General features: G+C 38.7%; 15 protein-coding genes and 1 tRNA gene. 6 read left to right on the plus strand and 10 right to left on the minus strand.

The annotated features are described in order from the left end of the window. Positions 1 to 139: 139 nt before the first annotated feature. Complete coding sequence (locus KX723_RS08575) at positions 140 to 541, plus strand: phospholipase D family nuclease (RefSeq protein WP_246562449.1); 402 nt, start codon at positions 140 to 142, stop codon at positions 539 to 541. On the opposite strand, the gene KX723_RS08580 is transcribed toward KX723_RS08575, so the two are convergent. The 3 genes from KX723_RS08580 to KX723_RS08590 form a co-directional block, all read right to left on the minus strand. After that, entirely contained in the window at positions 514 to 3,573 is a 3,060-nt protein-coding gene (locus tag KX723_RS08580; RefSeq protein ID WP_218813927.1) for an efflux RND transporter permease subunit, read from the minus strand. The two genes, KX723_RS08575 and KX723_RS08580, sit on opposite strands and share 28 nt — an antisense overlap. A 55-nt stretch (positions 3,574 to 3,628) precedes the next feature. Further along, entirely contained in the window at positions 3,629 to 4,780 is a 1,152-nt protein-coding gene (locus KX723_RS08585; RefSeq protein ID WP_218813928.1) for an efflux RND transporter periplasmic adaptor subunit, read from the minus strand. A gap of 162 nt (positions 4,781 to 4,942) precedes the next feature. Then, positions 4,943 to 6,436 (minus strand): efflux transporter outer membrane subunit, encoded by a 1,494-nt coding sequence (locus KX723_RS08590; protein WP_218813929.1) that lies wholly within the window; start codon positions 6,434 to 6,436, stop codon positions 4,943 to 4,945. 300 nt (positions 6,437 to 6,736) lie between these two features. Between KX723_RS08590 and KX723_RS08595 the strand changes: the two genes are divergently transcribed. Further along, a complete protein-coding gene (locus tag KX723_RS08595) occupies positions 6,737 to 7,642 on the plus strand; it encodes a DMT family transporter (RefSeq protein WP_218813930.1) in 906 nt (301 codons plus the stop codon). A gap of 46 nt (positions 7,643 to 7,688) precedes the next feature. Here the strand turns inward: KX723_RS08595 and KX723_RS08600 are convergent, their stop codons facing one another. The 4 genes from KX723_RS08600 to KX723_RS08615 form a co-directional block, all read right to left on the minus strand. Then, positions 7,689 to 8,276 carry a hypothetical protein gene (locus KX723_RS08600; protein ID WP_218813931.1) on the minus strand — a complete coding sequence of 196 codons (588 nt, stop codon included), beginning with the start codon at positions 8,274 to 8,276 and terminating at the stop codon, positions 7,689 to 7,691. A gap of 141 nt (positions 8,277 to 8,417) precedes the next feature. Then, positions 8,418 to 8,588 carry a hypothetical protein gene (locus KX723_RS08605; RefSeq protein ID WP_218813323.1) on the minus strand — a complete coding sequence of 57 codons (171 nt, stop codon included), beginning with the start codon at positions 8,586 to 8,588 and terminating at the stop codon, positions 8,418 to 8,420. A 350-nt stretch (positions 8,589 to 8,938) separates the two neighbouring features. Further along, positions 8,939 to 11,581: an aminopeptidase N gene (pepN, locus tag KX723_RS08610; RefSeq protein ID WP_218813932.1), complete on the minus strand. Its 2,643-nt coding sequence runs from the start codon at positions 11,579 to 11,581 to the stop codon at positions 8,939 to 8,941. Positions 11,582 to 11,594: 13 nt separating this feature from the next. Further along, a complete protein-coding gene (locus tag KX723_RS08615; RefSeq protein WP_218813933.1) occupies positions 11,595 to 12,473 on the minus strand; it encodes a DMT family transporter in 879 nt (292 codons plus the stop codon). A gap of 195 nt (positions 12,474 to 12,668) precedes the next feature. On the opposite strand from KX723_RS08615, the gene dapB reads away from it, so the two are divergent. From dapB to KX723_RS08630, 3 genes are all read left to right on the plus strand, one after another. Then, the gene (dapB, locus tag KX723_RS08620; protein WP_218813934.1) at positions 12,669 to 13,403 is read left to right on the plus strand and encodes a 4-hydroxy-tetrahydrodipicolinate reductase; all 735 of its coding nucleotides are present in this window, start codon (positions 12,669 to 12,671) and stop codon (positions 13,401 to 13,403) included. Further along, on the plus strand, positions 13,400 to 14,038 hold the full coding sequence (gene rsmG / locus KX723_RS08625; protein WP_218813935.1) for a 16S rRNA (guanine(527)-N(7))-methyltransferase RsmG: 639 nt from the start codon (positions 13,400 to 13,402) through the stop codon (positions 14,036 to 14,038). Before dapB ends, rsmG begins: the two co-directional genes overlap by 4 nt. Before the next feature lie 94 nt (positions 14,039 to 14,132). Beyond that, positions 14,133 to 14,209: transfer RNA gene (locus KX723_RS08630), tRNA-Arg, on the plus strand. A gap of 16 nt (positions 14,210 to 14,225) precedes the next feature. Here the strand turns inward: KX723_RS08630 and KX723_RS08635 are convergent. Both KX723_RS08635 and KX723_RS08640 read right to left on the minus strand, forming a co-directional pair. Next, positions 14,226 to 14,879, minus strand: a complete 654-nt coding sequence (locus KX723_RS08635) for a GNAT family N-acetyltransferase (RefSeq protein ID WP_218813936.1) — start codon at positions 14,877 to 14,879, stop codon at positions 14,226 to 14,228. Between the two features lie 85 nt (positions 14,880 to 14,964). After that, positions 14,965 to 15,405 (minus strand): hypothetical protein, encoded by a 441-nt coding sequence (locus tag KX723_RS08640; RefSeq protein ID WP_218813937.1) that lies wholly within the window; start codon positions 15,403 to 15,405, stop codon positions 14,965 to 14,967. A gap of 217 nt (positions 15,406 to 15,622) precedes the next feature. On the opposite strand from KX723_RS08640, the gene KX723_RS08645 reads away from it, so the two are divergent. After that, the gene (locus tag KX723_RS08645; protein ID WP_218813938.1) at positions 15,623 to 16,285 is read left to right on the plus strand and encodes an HAD family hydrolase; all 663 of its coding nucleotides are present in this window, start codon (positions 15,623 to 15,625) and stop codon (positions 16,283 to 16,285) included. Here KX723_RS08645 and KX723_RS08650 read toward each other — a convergent pair. Continuing rightward, positions 16,272 to 16,925, minus strand: a complete 654-nt coding sequence (locus tag KX723_RS08650) for a riboflavin synthase subunit alpha (protein ID WP_218813939.1) — start codon at positions 16,923 to 16,925, stop codon at positions 16,272 to 16,274. The two genes, KX723_RS08645 and KX723_RS08650, sit on opposite strands and share 14 nt — an antisense overlap. Positions 16,926 to 16,927: the final 2 nt, after the last annotated feature.

Here is a 16,927-nt window from a genome sequence, read left to right on the forward strand (position 1 = left end):
TAAGAGTAATTTATTGATGCTAAAATTTTTATTAATTTGTTTTTTATTTTTTTCTCCGTTTTATACAATGGCTAGTCAAGCCAGCACGACGAGCTGTCCTAACATACAAGTTTGTTTCACCCCCGGACAAAACTGTACGATGCAAATTACGGATGCATTAGATAGCGCAAAAAAATCTATTTCTGTACAAACTTATAGTTTTACCTCTGTACCGATTGCAAAGCATCTTGTTGAAGCGAAAAAACGCGGGGTTGTTGTCAAAGTCATCTTGGATAAAAGTCAAAAATCACAAAAATATAGCGCCTCGCGTTTTTTACTAAACCAACATATTCCTGTTTGGATCGATTACAAACCAGCAATTGCTCATAACAAAATTATGATTATTGATGGACAAGAGGTTATTACGGGTTCATTTAATTTTACTAAGGCTGCACAAAACAAAAATGCTGAAAATGTATTAATTATTCGAGATCCAATCCTTGCAAAACGCTACATGGACAATTGGCAACGACGTCAAGCGGTTTCTGAAACTTTTGGTTGATGATGATCCTGAGCCAAAAATAAATACATGGCCGGCACCACAAATAAAGTAAATAAGGTACCTATTGAAATCCCTGTAGCAATGACTAATCCAATATTAAAGCGACTAATAGCGCCTGCACCGGTTGCTAATATCAACGGGATAACACCTAATACCATCGAAGCTGTCGTCATCAGAATAGGTCTTAATCGAATACCTGCTGCCATTTGCACGGCTTCTCGCTTAGCGTGGCCTTCTTTTTGCAGATCATTAGCAAATTGCACGATTAAAATACCGTGTTTACTGATCAAACCAATTAAAGTTACCAAACCCACTTCGGTATAGATATTTAAACTCGCACCACCAATCCCTAAGCTAATAAAAATAAGCGCTCCGCAAATCGACATCGGAACACTAATAAGAATAATTAAAGGATCCCTAAAACTTTCAAATTGCGCGGCTAAACAAAGAAAAATAATAACCAATGCTAAAAAAAAGGTTAGTACCAATGCGCTACTTTCTTGCTGATATTGACGTGACTGCGCGGAATAATCAATACCATAGCCTTCTGGAAATATTTTTTGTGCCATATTTTTCAGACCCTGAAGCGCATCGCCCATCGTCACACCCGGAAAAGCAACGGCTGAAATAGTGGCTGAATTAAGTTGCTGAAAATGATTAATAGCCTCAGGCACTACTGTTGTTTTTAAACGTGCAATGGTTGATAGTGGAATAGACGAACCATTCGGTAACGTTAAATAATAATTAAGTACTTGATAGGCATTTAAACGCTGACTACGTATCATTTGCGGTATAACTTGATAAGAACGTCCAGAAAAATCAAAATAATTAATATAGCCTTCGCTTAAAGCAGAAGCCAATACACTACCGACATCTGCCATGTTTAACCCAAGTTGCGCCGCTTTATCACGATCGAGTTGAATAGTTGTCTGTGCCTTATCAATTTTAAGATCAGTATCTAAATAAACAAATAAGCCACTCTTACGCGCTTCATCTAATAAATTTTGAGAGACATCATTCAATTTTTCGTAGCTATCTGTCGTTGTAATAACAAACTGCACCGGTAACCCACTACCACCGCCGGGTAATGACGGTTTTTGAAAAGCAGCAACCCGCGCTCCAGCAATGTGACCGAATAATTCTTGTATCACAGGTTGTAGCTGATTTGTCGTACGTTTACGCTCATCCCATGGTTTAAAAACCATACCGCCAATGCTGCTATTCAACCCGTTAACGCCATCTAACTGAAAAACGTGATCAGTTTCAGGAAATTGTTCAAATATTTTAAATACTTGCTTCGAATACAGCTGGGTTTGCTCTAAACTCGCATTGGGTGCAGCGGTTAATAAACTAATGATCAGTCCCTGATCTTCTTGTGGGGTTAATTCATTCTTAGAGGTTGCATAAAGAAAATAAATACTGGATAAAATAATAATAGCAAAAACACCGGTGACACGTACATTATCTAATGAGCTATGCAACGCACGCTCATAAACGGCACGTATTTTTTCAAACTGACGATCAATAAAAGCCACAAAATCATGATGATTATTTTTTGTAGACTTTAACGATTTAGAGCACATCATTGGTGACAATGTTAAAGCGATAATGGCTGATATGGCCACCGCACCGGCTAAAGTAAAAGCAAATTCGGTAAAAAGAGCGCCTGTTAAACCACCCATAAAACCAATCGGTACATATACTGCGACTAACACAACTGAAATTGAAATAATAGGAATGGCTAATTCTCTGGCACCTTTTATCGCTGCATTAAACGGCGTCTCCCCTGCTTCGATATGTCTATAAATATTTTCTACAATAATAATGGCATCATCTACCACTAAACCAATCGCTAATACCAATGCTAATAAAGTTAATAAGTTGATGGTGTATCCCAGTAATAACATAATAAGAAAGCTGCCAATTAACGAAAGTGGCATCGCAATAACCGGAATAACAACCGAACGCATAGAACCTAGAAAAATAAAAATAACCGCCGTTACAATAATTAAGGCTTCAATTAAACTATGAATAACCTCGCTGATAGCACTATTAATATAACGACTTTCATCATAAACAATCTCACCTTTGAGTCCTTGCGGTAATTGTTGTTGAATATCAGGAAAAGCTTTTCTAACATTTTTAATAACTGACAGCACATTGGCAGTCGGAGCCACTTTTATACCAATATAAACGGCGGGTTTATTATCAAACTTAACGGCCGTATCATAATTTTGTGCACCTAGTGTGACTTTAGCCACATCTTTTAAACGAATAATCGCACCATTTTTCGCTTTAACAATCAGGTTTTTAAATTGTTCTACTGTTTTCAATCCTGTTTCTATCGTGAGATCAACCGTTATCATTTCGCCCTTGGTGCGCCCCACCGCCGCAATGAAATCATTATTGGCTAAAGCGGTCGCCACTTCATTGGCTGTAATGCCATAAGAAGCGAGCTTGGCTGGATCTAACCATGCACGTAAAGCAAACTGTCTCTGGCCTAGTATTTCTGCTTGCTGTACACCATCAATGGCTTGCAACTTAGGCTGTACGACTCGAACAAGATAATCAGTGACGTTATTACTCGCCAGTTGTTGGCTATAAAACCCGAGATACATCGAATCAATCGTTTCGCCCACTGCAATACTGAGCGTGGGTTGCTGAGAGGCTTTAGGTAATTGGTTAAGTACGGCGTTTACTTTGGTATTAACTTCCGTCAGCGCTCTATTGGGATCATAATTCAGGCGCAGATTAGCTTGAATAGAACTGCTACCTTGCGTACTGCTCGAGGTTAAATAATCGATGCCTTGCGCTTGTGCAATAGAATTTTCTAAAGGTGTGGTTATAAATCCCGCCACTAATGCAGGATCTGCCCCCGTATAAACCGTAGACACGGTAATCACAGCATTTTCTGTAAAAGGATATTGACGAACTTGCAATAAGCTTAATGAACGTATGCCTAATACAAGAATTAGCAAGCTAATGACCGTTGCTAATACAGGCCGTTTAATAAATATATCTGTAAACCGCATTTGTCATCCTTGACATTAGGCATCGTCCTGCGGCTAGACCGCAGGATCCATTACTCTACTCATCAACAACCATCGGGGCCATTTTATCTTGTGGAACCACTGAATTATTAATCACAATTAAGCTACCATTCTTTAATTTAAGCTGTCCGCTAGTGACTACCGTATCGCCTTCTTTAATTCCTTTTAGAACAGCAATTTGATCGCCTCTCTTATCACCCGTTTCCACAAAAGTTTGTAATACATTCAGGATGGAGTTGCCTTTTTTGTCTTTACCTTTTTGCTGCACAATATAAGCTATTTCACCGTAGGGATTAAAACTAATCGCCGTTTGAGGCAACGTCAAATAGCGCTGCGGTGTACCCGTTTCAACTTTCGCCGATATAAACATGCCTGGATATAATTCAGATTGAGCATTCTCAACCGTTGCTTCGACTTCAACATTACGTGTCGTTGAATCTACTATAGGATTAATAGTAGTAATTGCTGCATCAAACGTCTTATCTGGGTAAGTATCTGTTTTAATTTTAGCAGCAGATCCAATACGTAGTTGAACTAAATTTTGTTGAGGAACATAAAAATCAGCGTACAGTGGATCCAATGCCTGTAATGTAACCACTTGATCACCGGCATTAAGATATTGCCCTGGATTCACTGTAGAAATACCTAAACGTCCCGCAAAAGGGGCAACCAACGTTTTTTTAGCTACGATTGCTGCTTGTTGCGCCACTTGTGCTTGTAAATTCTTTAGATTTTGCTCATCCGCATCCAAAACAGCTTTACTGATCGCTTTTATCGCAAATTGTGCGCTATCACGATGATAAGTAATCTCAGATAATTTTTCTTGTGCCTCTAACGCATGTAATAAAGCGATATCAGAATCTGCATTAAGTTGTACCAACACATCGCCTTGTTTTACTTCTGCGCCGGGCTTAAAGTAAATCGTGCGCACTAAACCGGCCAATTCAGTCGTCACATTCACACCGTTTACCGCACGCAAACTACCGTACGTTAGCAATGATGGTTGCCAGTCTTGATAATGCACTTGCATCGCAGAAACCGTTACCACAGGCGCTGTATTATTTCGCATCGCATGGTTAATTAACATTCTTTTAAACAACTGAAAACCAAAAATACACGTAAACAATAGCGCCACACTGACTAACATAATAACCATCGGTTTTCGTAGCTGTTCTCTCCAATTATGCATCTCTAAATACCCTCCCGCGCGTGCAATCAAACAAAAAGTAAAACCAAGTATTTTGTTTGATTTCTAGGCGGATTGGCTTTGAGAAGCGGAATGTACACGCAAGTACATGAGCATCGCAAAAGACAATCCAACGACGAAAGAGAACAAAAGACACAGGTTTTTTTAGCAGTTCCACCATCCACCTCCCAATGCCTGATACAACGCTGCCGTATCCGTATAACGACTGGCTTGTGCTTGAATAAGGCTAATACGCGTTTGTTGATACTGCCGTTGTGAATCTAATAGAGAAAGATAATTAATGCCTCCTAATTTAAACTGTTGACGCGTTAAATTTAAATTAGCACGTGCCGCTAATTCTGCCTGTTTTTGCGCGCGTAACTCGCGCGCATCGGCTTCTAAGGCACGTAATGTATCCGCCACGTTTTGAAAAGCTTGCAGTACCACTTGCTGATATTGTGCCGCTGCTTGATCATACGCTGCAAACGCTGCACGACGTTGCGCTATTAAAGTGCCCCCTTTAAATAACGGCTGCAGTAATCCACTTCCTAAACTCCATAGCTTACTTTGCGAAGAAAAAAGTTGATTACCTACGGAGTTCGATTCCCCATAGGTACCATTAATCGAAAATTGCGGATATAAATTAGCCGTGGCAACACCTACTTGTGCATTAGCCGTCTTCCATAAAGCTTCTGCAGCACGTACATCTGGCCGATGACGAACTAATGCCGAAGGAATACTTAAAGGAAGCCGTGTGGGCAACCTTAATTCACTTAAATCAATATTAGGAATACGGCCGCAACTAGGGAATGAGCCCACTAAAACCGCTAATGCATGACGTGTCTGTTCTTTACTTTTTTCTAATGGCGGTAATGTCGCACGCGTCTGTGCAACCTGCGTTTGTTGTTGTAATACATCTACACCAGAAGCACCACCTAATTCGAATTGCTGCTTAATAATGTTCAACTGCTCTTCCTGCTCTAAAATCAATTGCTTTGTAACACTAATTTGTCTTTGCAAAGACGCCAACGCAATGGTTGAAGTCACAATATTCCCTGTTAGACTTAGATAGGCAGCTTTCCATTCATAATCTTGATAATCAACTTGTGCTTTTAATGCTTCTATTTCGCGCCGTGTCCCGCCAAAAATATCGAGAAGATAAGAAACATTCACCGCCGCATTAAAAAGATTAAATACACTTCCTAAAGGAACATTACTGGCGGATACAGTACTCCCTGCTGTGTTTGAATTAAAGATCCCGGTACTGGATCCACGCTGAGCAGAAAGTTGTGCGCTGAACGCAGGATATAAAGCACCTATTCCGGCATTAAGATTTTCTTCTGCCTCCCTCAATACCGCTTTTGCCGCTATTAAATTAGGACTATTGGCAAGTCCTCTACAAATCAATTTATTTAATTTTTTTGAATGAAATGCACGCCACCATTGTGGTGAAACATTGCCCCCGCGAATAAAATGTTGCGGTGCGCCTGCATACCCTGCCGCGCTTGTCGTTCTATGAGACCAAGGCGACTCTGTATAATGTTTTACCTTAGGTGGCTCAGCCGGCTTGAAATCAGGCCCTACCAGGCAAGCATTAAGACTAGCTAATAGCAAAATAATGATGAACGCTTGACAAGCGGACTTGTAAGAAAAGCGCATGGCTTGTACAACCCATCTCCTAGGATAAAATTTTAGCCCGGTCCTTCAGCGTCTTTGCCCTGCGTTTCAGCAGCGCAGCACGCACTAACTTTATATTTCTTACATTTATGATAGTCGATATTTTCAGGAACTTGACGATTCAAGCGTCACGCCCGCCGTATCAGCGCTATATATAATCTGATTATAAAAGAAACATTTAATTCACTATTTAACCAATACTATGCTTTAATTACCAGGAGAAAACTTGCCCTTTTAGGCCTATTCTAATAATAAACAGGAAGAAATTTTTAGGGGTCACGTATGCGTACAGAAACGACATCCACGATTGGTTCTGAAAAAAAACGTAAGCTTGCCCTGTTGTATTTAATAATAGGTGCCGTAGCCATCGGTTTTGCCCCTATCTTTGTTCGTTTAAGCGAAGTGGGACCTATTGCAACGGGGTTCTGGCGGGTTGCCATTGCTTTTCCTATTCTAACATTACTTTCAATGGGACAAGGCTCAACCTATCCTAGTGACACGGAAGTACCCAAATTTAAAGATTATTTATGGATATTATTTGCAGGTATTTTATTTGGCGGTGATTTAGCGACCTGGCATTTATCTATTCAATATACGACCATTGCTAATTCAACATTATTGGCTAATTTCTCTCCCGTACTTATCGCTTTATGGGGATGGCTCGTATTACATAAACCACCACAAAAAAAATTAGTCATTGGTCTATTATTCGCTATTGTAGGTGTTGCTATTTTAATCAGTCCTCACTTACATATGGATAAACGCACGGCCATGGGTGATAGCTTGGCTTTCATCACTGCATTTTTCTATGCGGGTTATTTATTAGTACTCAATCGCTCGCGTAAGAAATTTACTGCGGTTGCCAGTATGGCAATATCTACTTTTTCCAGCATGTTAACACTCCTTATTATTACGTATTTCTCTGGCGAATCTTTCTTGCCACACACTGAAATGGCCTGGATTATTTTAATTGCATTGGCATTGTTTTCTCACATACTCGGCCAAGGTCTTATTGCTTATGCCTTACCTTATCTTCCCGTTACTTTTGCTTCAACGGCTTTATTAGTACAGCCTATGGTCGCCGCTATTGCTGGATGGCTTTTGTTTGCAGAGTATCTATCCTTAGTCCAAATGTCAGGTATCCTGATTGCTTTGGTCGGTATTTTTTTAGCGAAGCAAACTACTTAAATAATTTCTAAATAAAACACTGCATGTTTAGCAAATCTGTTATGGATTATTTATAGTACATTCTATCCCTATCGTATAAACTATTCTCCATATTATTATTTATCGCCTCTCGCTCTGGCGAGACAGTGCCATTAAAAAATGCTAGGGGGGGATACAAACGTGCAGGTTGAGTAGTAGTAATAACAGTAGGTTCTTCATTTACCTGAAACTCTCCCATACTATTATTAAACCGGCAAAACTTAGTTTTTTCATTCGCCGCTACTTCATTTGTTTCTCTCGTTTTACACTGATTGATAAGCGAAATAAGATCCCTTTCAAGACATTTTTCAAGCTCTCCTAGCTGTTCATTGAACAAAGGTATACTTTCCATACCCTTTTTTACAAAATGACTTCCAACAAACATACAGAAAGCTAAGGAAAAAAATAAGACCGGTGGCAATACACTGGTAGAAAAGCAGAGAAAGGGTAATAAAATTGCCGAAACAATAATATAATTGAGTAAAATAGAGATAAAGCCTACACATCCCGATTTACCAACCGCACTTTTTATTTTATCCATTCTACAATATGTCGTATACTTCCCTAAAGCTTCTAATAATCTAAAATTTTCAGGATCTTTTTCTAGAAAATCCAAAGACTCTCTAACTAATCCTAATTTACAATTAGTCGATTTGGATAATTCATTTTCATTTAATACTATACAAGTGAGTCGCTATGCTCCCGAAGAATTTCGGCCATCGTGTCCCCGAAATTCGTTCGCATGACGCGACTGAAATTAGGCCGCGATACGTCCTGCGTCCGGCACGCACTCACTCCTTCGGAGTTCATGCCCGTGCCTCCCACAAATGACTTTACGGCGTGATGCGTTTCCTGCTTCGCCCGTCAACGCACGCCTATCGCGGGCTCTTCGACTTCGCATTGCTTTCACAATGCTTTCCTGTCTCATCGTATGTTACTAGCACTCGTTCTATTTGTTGTACTTGATTTAGTTCTGGTATTGTTACTCTGAAATTTCTTAATGTACCATCTATATCAAAAATAAAACGCGGCAGCAAAAGCGCCAACTGCTTTTTATAACATGCTGCAAATATATATTCCTTTTTCTCTTTATTTAAAGCCATTGTCATAATTCCTTTATTAATCAATATAATACTAGGTTAATATTAACCTATAATATTCTAGAAAAAAATCACTAAACGTAAAAAAACATAAGCGAATTTCATAAAATTCTAATCTATTTTTACCAAATAGATACTAAACTTACACTCGGGAAACTAGCTTTTTAATGCTAAAAAATCACTTAAGCACTAAACTTTTACTAGCAATTTCATAAACATCGGGTGAAACACCTGGTGTTTTAGCAATATGTTCTAATTGTTCACGCATTAATTCACGCCGCGTCTTATCAAATCGCTGCCAACGGGTCAGCGGTCTTAACAAACGTGCCGCTATTTGCGGATTTAACTTATCCAAATACTGTATTTGTTCGCTTAAGAAAAGATAGCCCTCACCTGAAATCTGATGAAATTGCACCTGATTTCCTGCACAAAACGCGCCAATCAGCGATCTAATCTTATTAGGATTTTTCCAATCAAATGCAGGATGTTTTAATAGTACTTTCACTCGCTGCAATGTATCGCTCAACGGCGCACTCGCCTGTATCGTAAGCCATTTACAAACTACTAAGGGATTGTTTTGATATTTTTCATAAAAATTATTTAAAAATTGCATACCCTCGGGTACATTATTATTTACTAATTCACTCAAAGCATTCACACTATCAGTTATATTATCGGCTTTTTGATACTGTGTAACAGCTAGATTATTAATCGTCGTATCTTTTAATAGCATTAAATAACTTAAACAGGTATTTTTTACACGGCGCCGCGCTTGTGCTGCATCATTAAATATATAGGGTTTGCCGTCTTGATAGATTTTATAAAGTTTTAATAACTCATCACGCAAATCACTCGCAATTTTCTCACGTAACCAGAGGCGAGTCTTATGTATGCCATCCACATCAACCGTTTTCATCTGCTCTGAAAAATAAACTTCACTTGGCAAATTCAATAATTCGGCAAATAAAGCATTATTCTCTTGGGTAATATTCGTCAATAACTTTCGATAGGATTCGATCAATAAATTAGCCGATTCATCTGAACCCGATGGCTGTTCCAGTCTACGCATGACGATACGGTTCGCCAATTGCTGCGCTGCATCCCAGCGATTAAAATCATCACTGTCGTTCTGCATTAAAAATGCCAAATCTTTGTCGCTATACTCTACATAAAGCTTTACCGGCGCTGAAAAATTTCTTAACAAAGAAGGCACTGGTTTACTGTCAACATTAACAAACTGGAAATGCTGTTCTTTTTCTTTGATAGTTAATATATGTTGTTTATCAACGCCTTTAGAATCCCCCGCTAGTTGCAAAGCGAATGCTTGGCCTTCTGTATTGAATAAAGCCATCACTAAAGGCAGATAAAAAGGTTTTTTTGTAGGTTGATTCGGCGTAGGAGGACAGCTTTGCTTCACTATTAAATCAAATGTCTTTGCTTCCGGTTTATAATGGTATTCAATATGTAACTCTGGCGTTCCTGATTGTTTATACCATAAACGAAATTGCTGTAAATCATAGCCACTGCCTTCTTCAATAGACTGAATAAAATCCTCAATCGTCACAGCTTGTCCATCATGGCGTTCAAAATAAACATCCATGCCTTTGCGAAATAATTCGGGGCCCACCAATACTTTCATCATACGAATCACTTCAGCACCTTTTTCATAGATGGTCATCGTATAAAAATTATTGATTTCGATATAAGCATCAGGCTGTACGGGGTGTGCCAAAGGACCTGCATCTTCTGAAAACTGTAAATTGCGTAGTAATTTTACGGTATTAATTCGCTCAATAGCGGCAGAACCTATCGTCTCACTAAATTCCTGTTCACGAAAAACAGTTAAACCTTCTTTAAGACTTAATTGAAACCAATCACGACAGGTAATTCTATCTCCTGTCCAATTATGAAAATATTCGTGCCCTACTACCTTGGTCACATAACTATAATCTGAATCGGTCGCACTCTCTGGATCCGCCAAAACCGTTTGCGAGTTAAAAATATTAAGCCCTTTATTCTCCATCGCTCCCATATTGAAATCATCAATAACAGCGATCATGAAAATATCTAAATCATATTCACGGCCATATGCTTGCTCATCCCAAGTCATCGCCTTTTTCAGTGAGTCCATGGCATGATAACATTTTTCTTTTTGACCTTTTTCAAAAAATATTTGTAATGTCACTTTACGCGCTGATTTGGTAACAAACGTATCTTCAATAAACTCTAGATTTCCTGCTACCAATGCAAATAAATAACTAGGTTTTTTAAAGGGATCTTCCCAAGTGACTGAATGTTGGTTATTCGCTAATACTTTTGTAGCAATTTTATTTCCATTTGACAGTAACACGGGGTACCGCGTTTTATCGGCAATAATCGTCGTCGTATAAGCAGCCAACACATCCGGACGATCAAGAAAATAGGTAATACGCCGAAAACCCTCTGCTTCACATTGTGTACAAAAAATATTTCGCGAAACATAAAGTCCACTCAGTGAAGTATTTGCACTCGGTTTAATCTGTGTTTCTATATTTAAGCTAAATTCATTGGGAACCTTGGCAATAACTAATTCTGTTGCACTGAGTTTATATTCGCTCTCTGACAAAAGACGATCATTCAGCTTAATAGAAATTAATTCTAATTGTTCACCATTAAGAACTAACGGACTCGTTTGTTGTTTTGCATCCGAATTACGTGAAATCGTTAAATGTGAATTAACCTTGGTTAAGGCTTCATCTAATGAAAAACATAAATCAACTGTTTTAATTAAAAAATCAGGGGGTGTATAATCACGTAAAAATGTCGTTTTAGCTTCTGTCATAAATTATCATTTCTCATTTTATAGGCACATTAGATTCACGTACTAGGCTAAGCAAACTCGGTAACGCCAAACTAAATAAAAGCAGCGTTCCCCCATAAATAGTTGACTTAGTAAGCAACTCACGATTAATCAAAAACCCAAAGATACTTGCGAATACTGGTTCTAAAGCAAATATCAATGCCGCTTTTGGAGCACTGGTAAATTTTTGATATTTATTTTGTAAATAATACGCGCCGCTGGTTGCAAAAATGGCACAAAATAAAATCCCAATTAAGGCTTTAGGCTGAAAAGCAAAGCTGAAGTTATGCCCTTCGGCCAATAAAGCAACAAAAGGTATTGTGAAAAAAAGTTGATAAAATGCCAATAACTTATAATGCTCTGTTGCTTGCGTCAATCGCTGCAAATACGTAATTTGTAAAGAAAAACTCAAGGCACTTACAAAAACCCATAGATCGCCGCTACTTAAATGAAAATGGCTCATGCCGGTTAATACATAAAGTCCTAAAAATCCTATTAATGCGTACACCATATCTAAGCCAGAGGGTTTATTTAATCCAAACAGTGGCGATAAAAAAGGCACTAAAATAACACTAGCACCCGTAATAAAAGCAGCACGTGCTGAACTAACCGTTTCTAAACCGATGGTCTGACAAAGATAAGCCGCCGCATTCAGCATACCAATAATAAGACTACCTAAAAGTATGGGTTTTGTTGTTTTATAAAACAACGTATAGGCCATCGGTAATAAAATTAAGGTTGCAATAACAAAGCGCAAGCTAACAAATACAAAGGGATCGACCTCTGTTAATGCATTCCGAGTAACTGGAAAAGTAATACCCCACATCAGGGTTGCTAAGGCTAAATAGAGATTGGCTTTGCTAGATAATTTCATAAAATAGAGTATAGTCACTCCTTATCGCTGCAACAATAGACCCTTATTACTCACAGTAATAGGATTTTCGGCAAGGCGCCGCGAAAATGAAGCAGCCGGAGTGTATATATGCATACATGAGGATTGCGAATTGAGCGGGAACACCGCCGAAAATTCTAGTGCGAAGAGTATAAACTGAATTAAGGAGAACTTGCTGTGCCTATACGAGTGCTTGTTAATGGCGCCTCAGGGCGTATGGGAAAAACCGGTGTCATGGCTATTCGCCAAGATGGTGCACTTGAATTGGCAGGTGAAACAGATAGTACGGATGATCTCAAACAAGCTATTCGTACCAATCATGCCAATGTTGTGGTTGACTTCACCAATGCTTCTGTCGTATTTGAAAATTCAAAAACGATTATTGAGGCAGATGCTCATCCCGTTATTGGCACCAGCGGACTTCTTCCGGATCAAATTAAAGAACTACAAGAACTATGCACTAAAAAACAGCTAGGCGGCATTATTGCACCCAATTTCTGTATTTCGGCGCTATTAATGATGAAGTTCGCAGAACAAGCGGCCCAGTATTTTTCAGAAGTCGAAATTATCGAAACCCATCATGAAAAAAAACTCGATGCACCTTCCGGCACTGCCATAAAAACAGCTGAAATGATCGCCGGCGCAAGAAAAACAAACCCACAACCTAAAAAAATACATGAAACATTAGCCGGTGCGCGTGGTGCGAACAAAGATCAAATTTCTATTCATTCATTACGACTTCCGGGTTTTTTAGCCAAACAAGAAGTTATATTTGGTCATCTGGGCGGCAATCTGGTCATTGCGCATGAAACCATTGATCGACAAGCCTTTATGCCGGGTGTGCTATTAGCCTGTAAAAAAGTCGTGGCTTTAAAAAAATTAATTTACGGATTAGAATCGCTACTTATATGATGAATGCTTCTCAATTACATGCCAATTTGCAAAAGCAATTAACACAAAATCATCTGGCATTCAGCGAGCCTGTCATTGCCAAGCTGACGGATTACTTACTGTTACTTGAGAAATGGGGACAAGTTTATAACTTGACGAGCATACGCGACCCTAGCTTGATGATTCCTAAACACATTTTAGATAGTCTTTCTATTAGCCCTTACTTACAAGGAACACGTGTTCTTGACGTTGGAACAGGCGCTGGGTTACCTGGTATTCCCTTAGCACTAACTCACCCCAACTGTCATTTCACATTATTGGATAGTAATGGAAAAAAAACACGCTTTCTTACCCATGTGATACAAAAGCTGGCAATTTCTAATATAAATATTATACAAAAACGTGTGGAAGAATTTCAGGCAAACATTTGTTTTGACTCCATCATTACCCGAGCCTTTACCTCTTTAACCGATTTTTTAAAAAAAACACAGCATCTCGCTTGTCAAAAAGGGATTTTTTTATCTATGAAAGGCCAATACCCTACTGAAGAAATCAATCAATTGGATACTACGTTTTCTGTCATGTCTGTAAATCCCATTCAGATCAACGGACTGAATGAAAAACGGCATGTTATTGTCATAAAATTAAATGGCTGATGTTTCATACTCGCTTAAACCTTCATAAATGGCTGCACAAGAAGCTAGCTGGATGGGGGGCAAACTGTTAGAATGCGTGGCCTTTTGGGGTCGTGCGCTCGTAGCTCAGCTGGATAGAGTACCAGGCTTCGAACTTGGGTGTCGGGGGTTCGAGTCCCTCCGAGCGCACCAATTAAATCAAACGCTTTTATATTATTGCTGAACTAGTGGGGCCTACTCCAATACTGACTAAACTCTCCCTTTGCGAAGGTATTAATTCAGTCGTACTCACAAAAAAAACATAACGGTTATGGGCAAATTTAAATTCCTCACGGACAATTTTCATGCCTGCTGCCTGTAATATCTTAACAGAGGCTTCATTATCTGGGCGCGCGGTAGCAACAATAGCGGTAAAATCTTCTCCGTTAACTTTATAATTGCGATTAATTAGCTCAGGGGCATATTCACGAACAACAGCAATCACTGATTCTTTACCATAGCCTTTACCCCAATTTTTTTTATCAAAAGCATAACCTACTTCAATATGACCTGGCTCTTCCTCAGGCTCTAAAACAATATGACCAATAAATTCACCCGTATCCTGCTTAGAAACAGTTAATGCACTAAATGGATCATTGTGATTCCAGCGTTTGATCCAAGCATCCAGACATGGCTTAGTTTCACCCATTGCATCCCATGGCTTTCCATAACAAAATTTAGCCACGTTTTCAGCATCACTGAACAATTGACTGTAATGCGTAAAATCATTCTCGACTACTGATTGCATGTATAGCCGCTCCGTTTGAATGGTAACGGTTAATTGATTTTTATCGTTAATTTCGAAATAAATTTCCGGTTTCATTTCATGGTTCCTTTAACTAGACGAGTCGTTCCTATCTAAAAAACTAAATTAAATAACATTTAATATCGCTCAGCTTTCTTTTAGCCTACCATTTTGAATTTCCAAAATCTGGTCCACCCAATGAAGAATTTGGCAGATTTAACGAAGAATGCCCAGTTATAGACGAACTTGTTGGGCTGAACAAAGCACTAGATCCTAATCCCGTCAGCGAAGAACTGGGTGAATCGAATACAGAAGTAATGCTTGATGTAGTGAAAGAGTAGGATGGTTTATTTATAGATGGATTCATAGCATTCATAGATGCATAAAACTTTTCATTTGCTCCCCGCATTTGTGTACTGGCACGTTGTTGCTCTTCTTCTCTTTGCCTTTGCACAGCATAAAAAGAATTAAGTTCAGCTTGTACAGCGGGTGGAGCATTTGCAGAAATGTATCTACTATCTGCACCCCATGTTCCCGCTATAGCTGAACATAATCCAGGATTATTACATCTATCAAGCCAATTTTGCGTTTCCTTTGAAAACATATTTATCTCCCTAGTTTAGTATTTTTAAATGTATAAATGCATAGAAAATTCTACGCTTGAATTTAACCTTTTACAATTTTATATTTCATTAAACACGATTTAATTCCCTACTAAATCGTGTTTTTCTTGGTCATAAAATTCATAGTGCGCTACACTGTTTATATCAGCAGATATTATTAATGCTTTATTTTTAGACAATACCACTCGGCTTTAGACTATGAATAACTATAAATTAATTATCTTGGACTTTGACGGCACACTTTGTGCAACGCACGAAGCGATTCTCTTTTGTATTAAAAAAGCCTATGTAACGCTTGGCAAAACAGTGCCCGACCATGATTTCACTGATGCAACTATTCAAGAAGGCCTTGGCATGGAAAATACCCTAAAGGCGCTGAGTCCAAAATTATCGGATGCCGAACTTCAAAAGCTACTGGATGCCTATGAAACGATTTATTTAAAAGAAGGAGAACAAAAAAGTGCGCCCTTTTCAAAAGCGGATGAGGTATTAAAAAAACTTTACGATGCAGGTTATATACTCACTGTGGTTAGCAACAAAGCGATTACCGCTGTTAATACGGCTTTAAAGCACTTTGCACTTGATGAATATATTTCAATCGTCGTCGGCGATACTAAAGCACTACGTAAAAAACCTGATCCTATGGCTTATAATGATTTTATTAAAGTAAAATTTCCATCGATAAGTCCGCGCGAAATCTTGATGGTAGGCGATACACCCGCCGATATATTATTCGCACAAAATATTGGCGCCGATTCTTGTTGGGCAGAATACGGCTATGGCGATGCAAAAATCTGCCGCGCGCTTAACCCTACTTATACCATTAGGCATTTAACCGATATTTTAGCTATTTTACCTTAAGTTTGTTTTCTATTTTTTCCAATCTATGATAAATATCAGCGAACTGTGATTGCACCGCTTCTACTAAAATCATCGTTTTCATATCAGGCTCAAGATTAACGTGATCGCCAACATTCTTATTGGAAAAATTAGTTACGCGTAATGTTTCAGGAATTAAATAAACCTCGAAACTATTTTGTGCTTTATTTACTAGCCCCACCGTTAGACTAGAACCATCCACGGCAATAAAACCTTTGGGTTTAATAAAAGAAAAACATTTATCTGAGCATTGTATCGTTAAGCACAAATTATTTTCCGTATTTTTTTTCGCAATAATTTTTCCTTTTTCAAACACATGTCCACTCACTTCATGACCACCTATCTCATCACCCAAACATACACTTCTTTCTACACTCACTTTTTTATTAATAGCAAGTTCACTTAAGGTTGTTTTAGATAAGGTTTCTAGCATCGCATCAAAACCTATCTCAAGCCCATTAATAGCGACGACTGTTTGACACACGCCATCAATCGCCACACTCGCGCCTAGCTTTAGGCCTTTTCCCAAGCTTTCATTTAAAACTACGGTGTAATGTAATAACCCTTCTTGTTTAACCAGTGTGTTAACGGGAAATAAGCCTTGTGCGATACCAGTAAACATAA

It is taken from the genome of Rickettsiella endosymbiont of Dermanyssus gallinae (assembly GCF_019285595.1).
Classification (GTDB): Bacteria; Pseudomonadota; Gammaproteobacteria; order Diplorickettsiales; family Diplorickettsiaceae; genus Rickettsiella_B.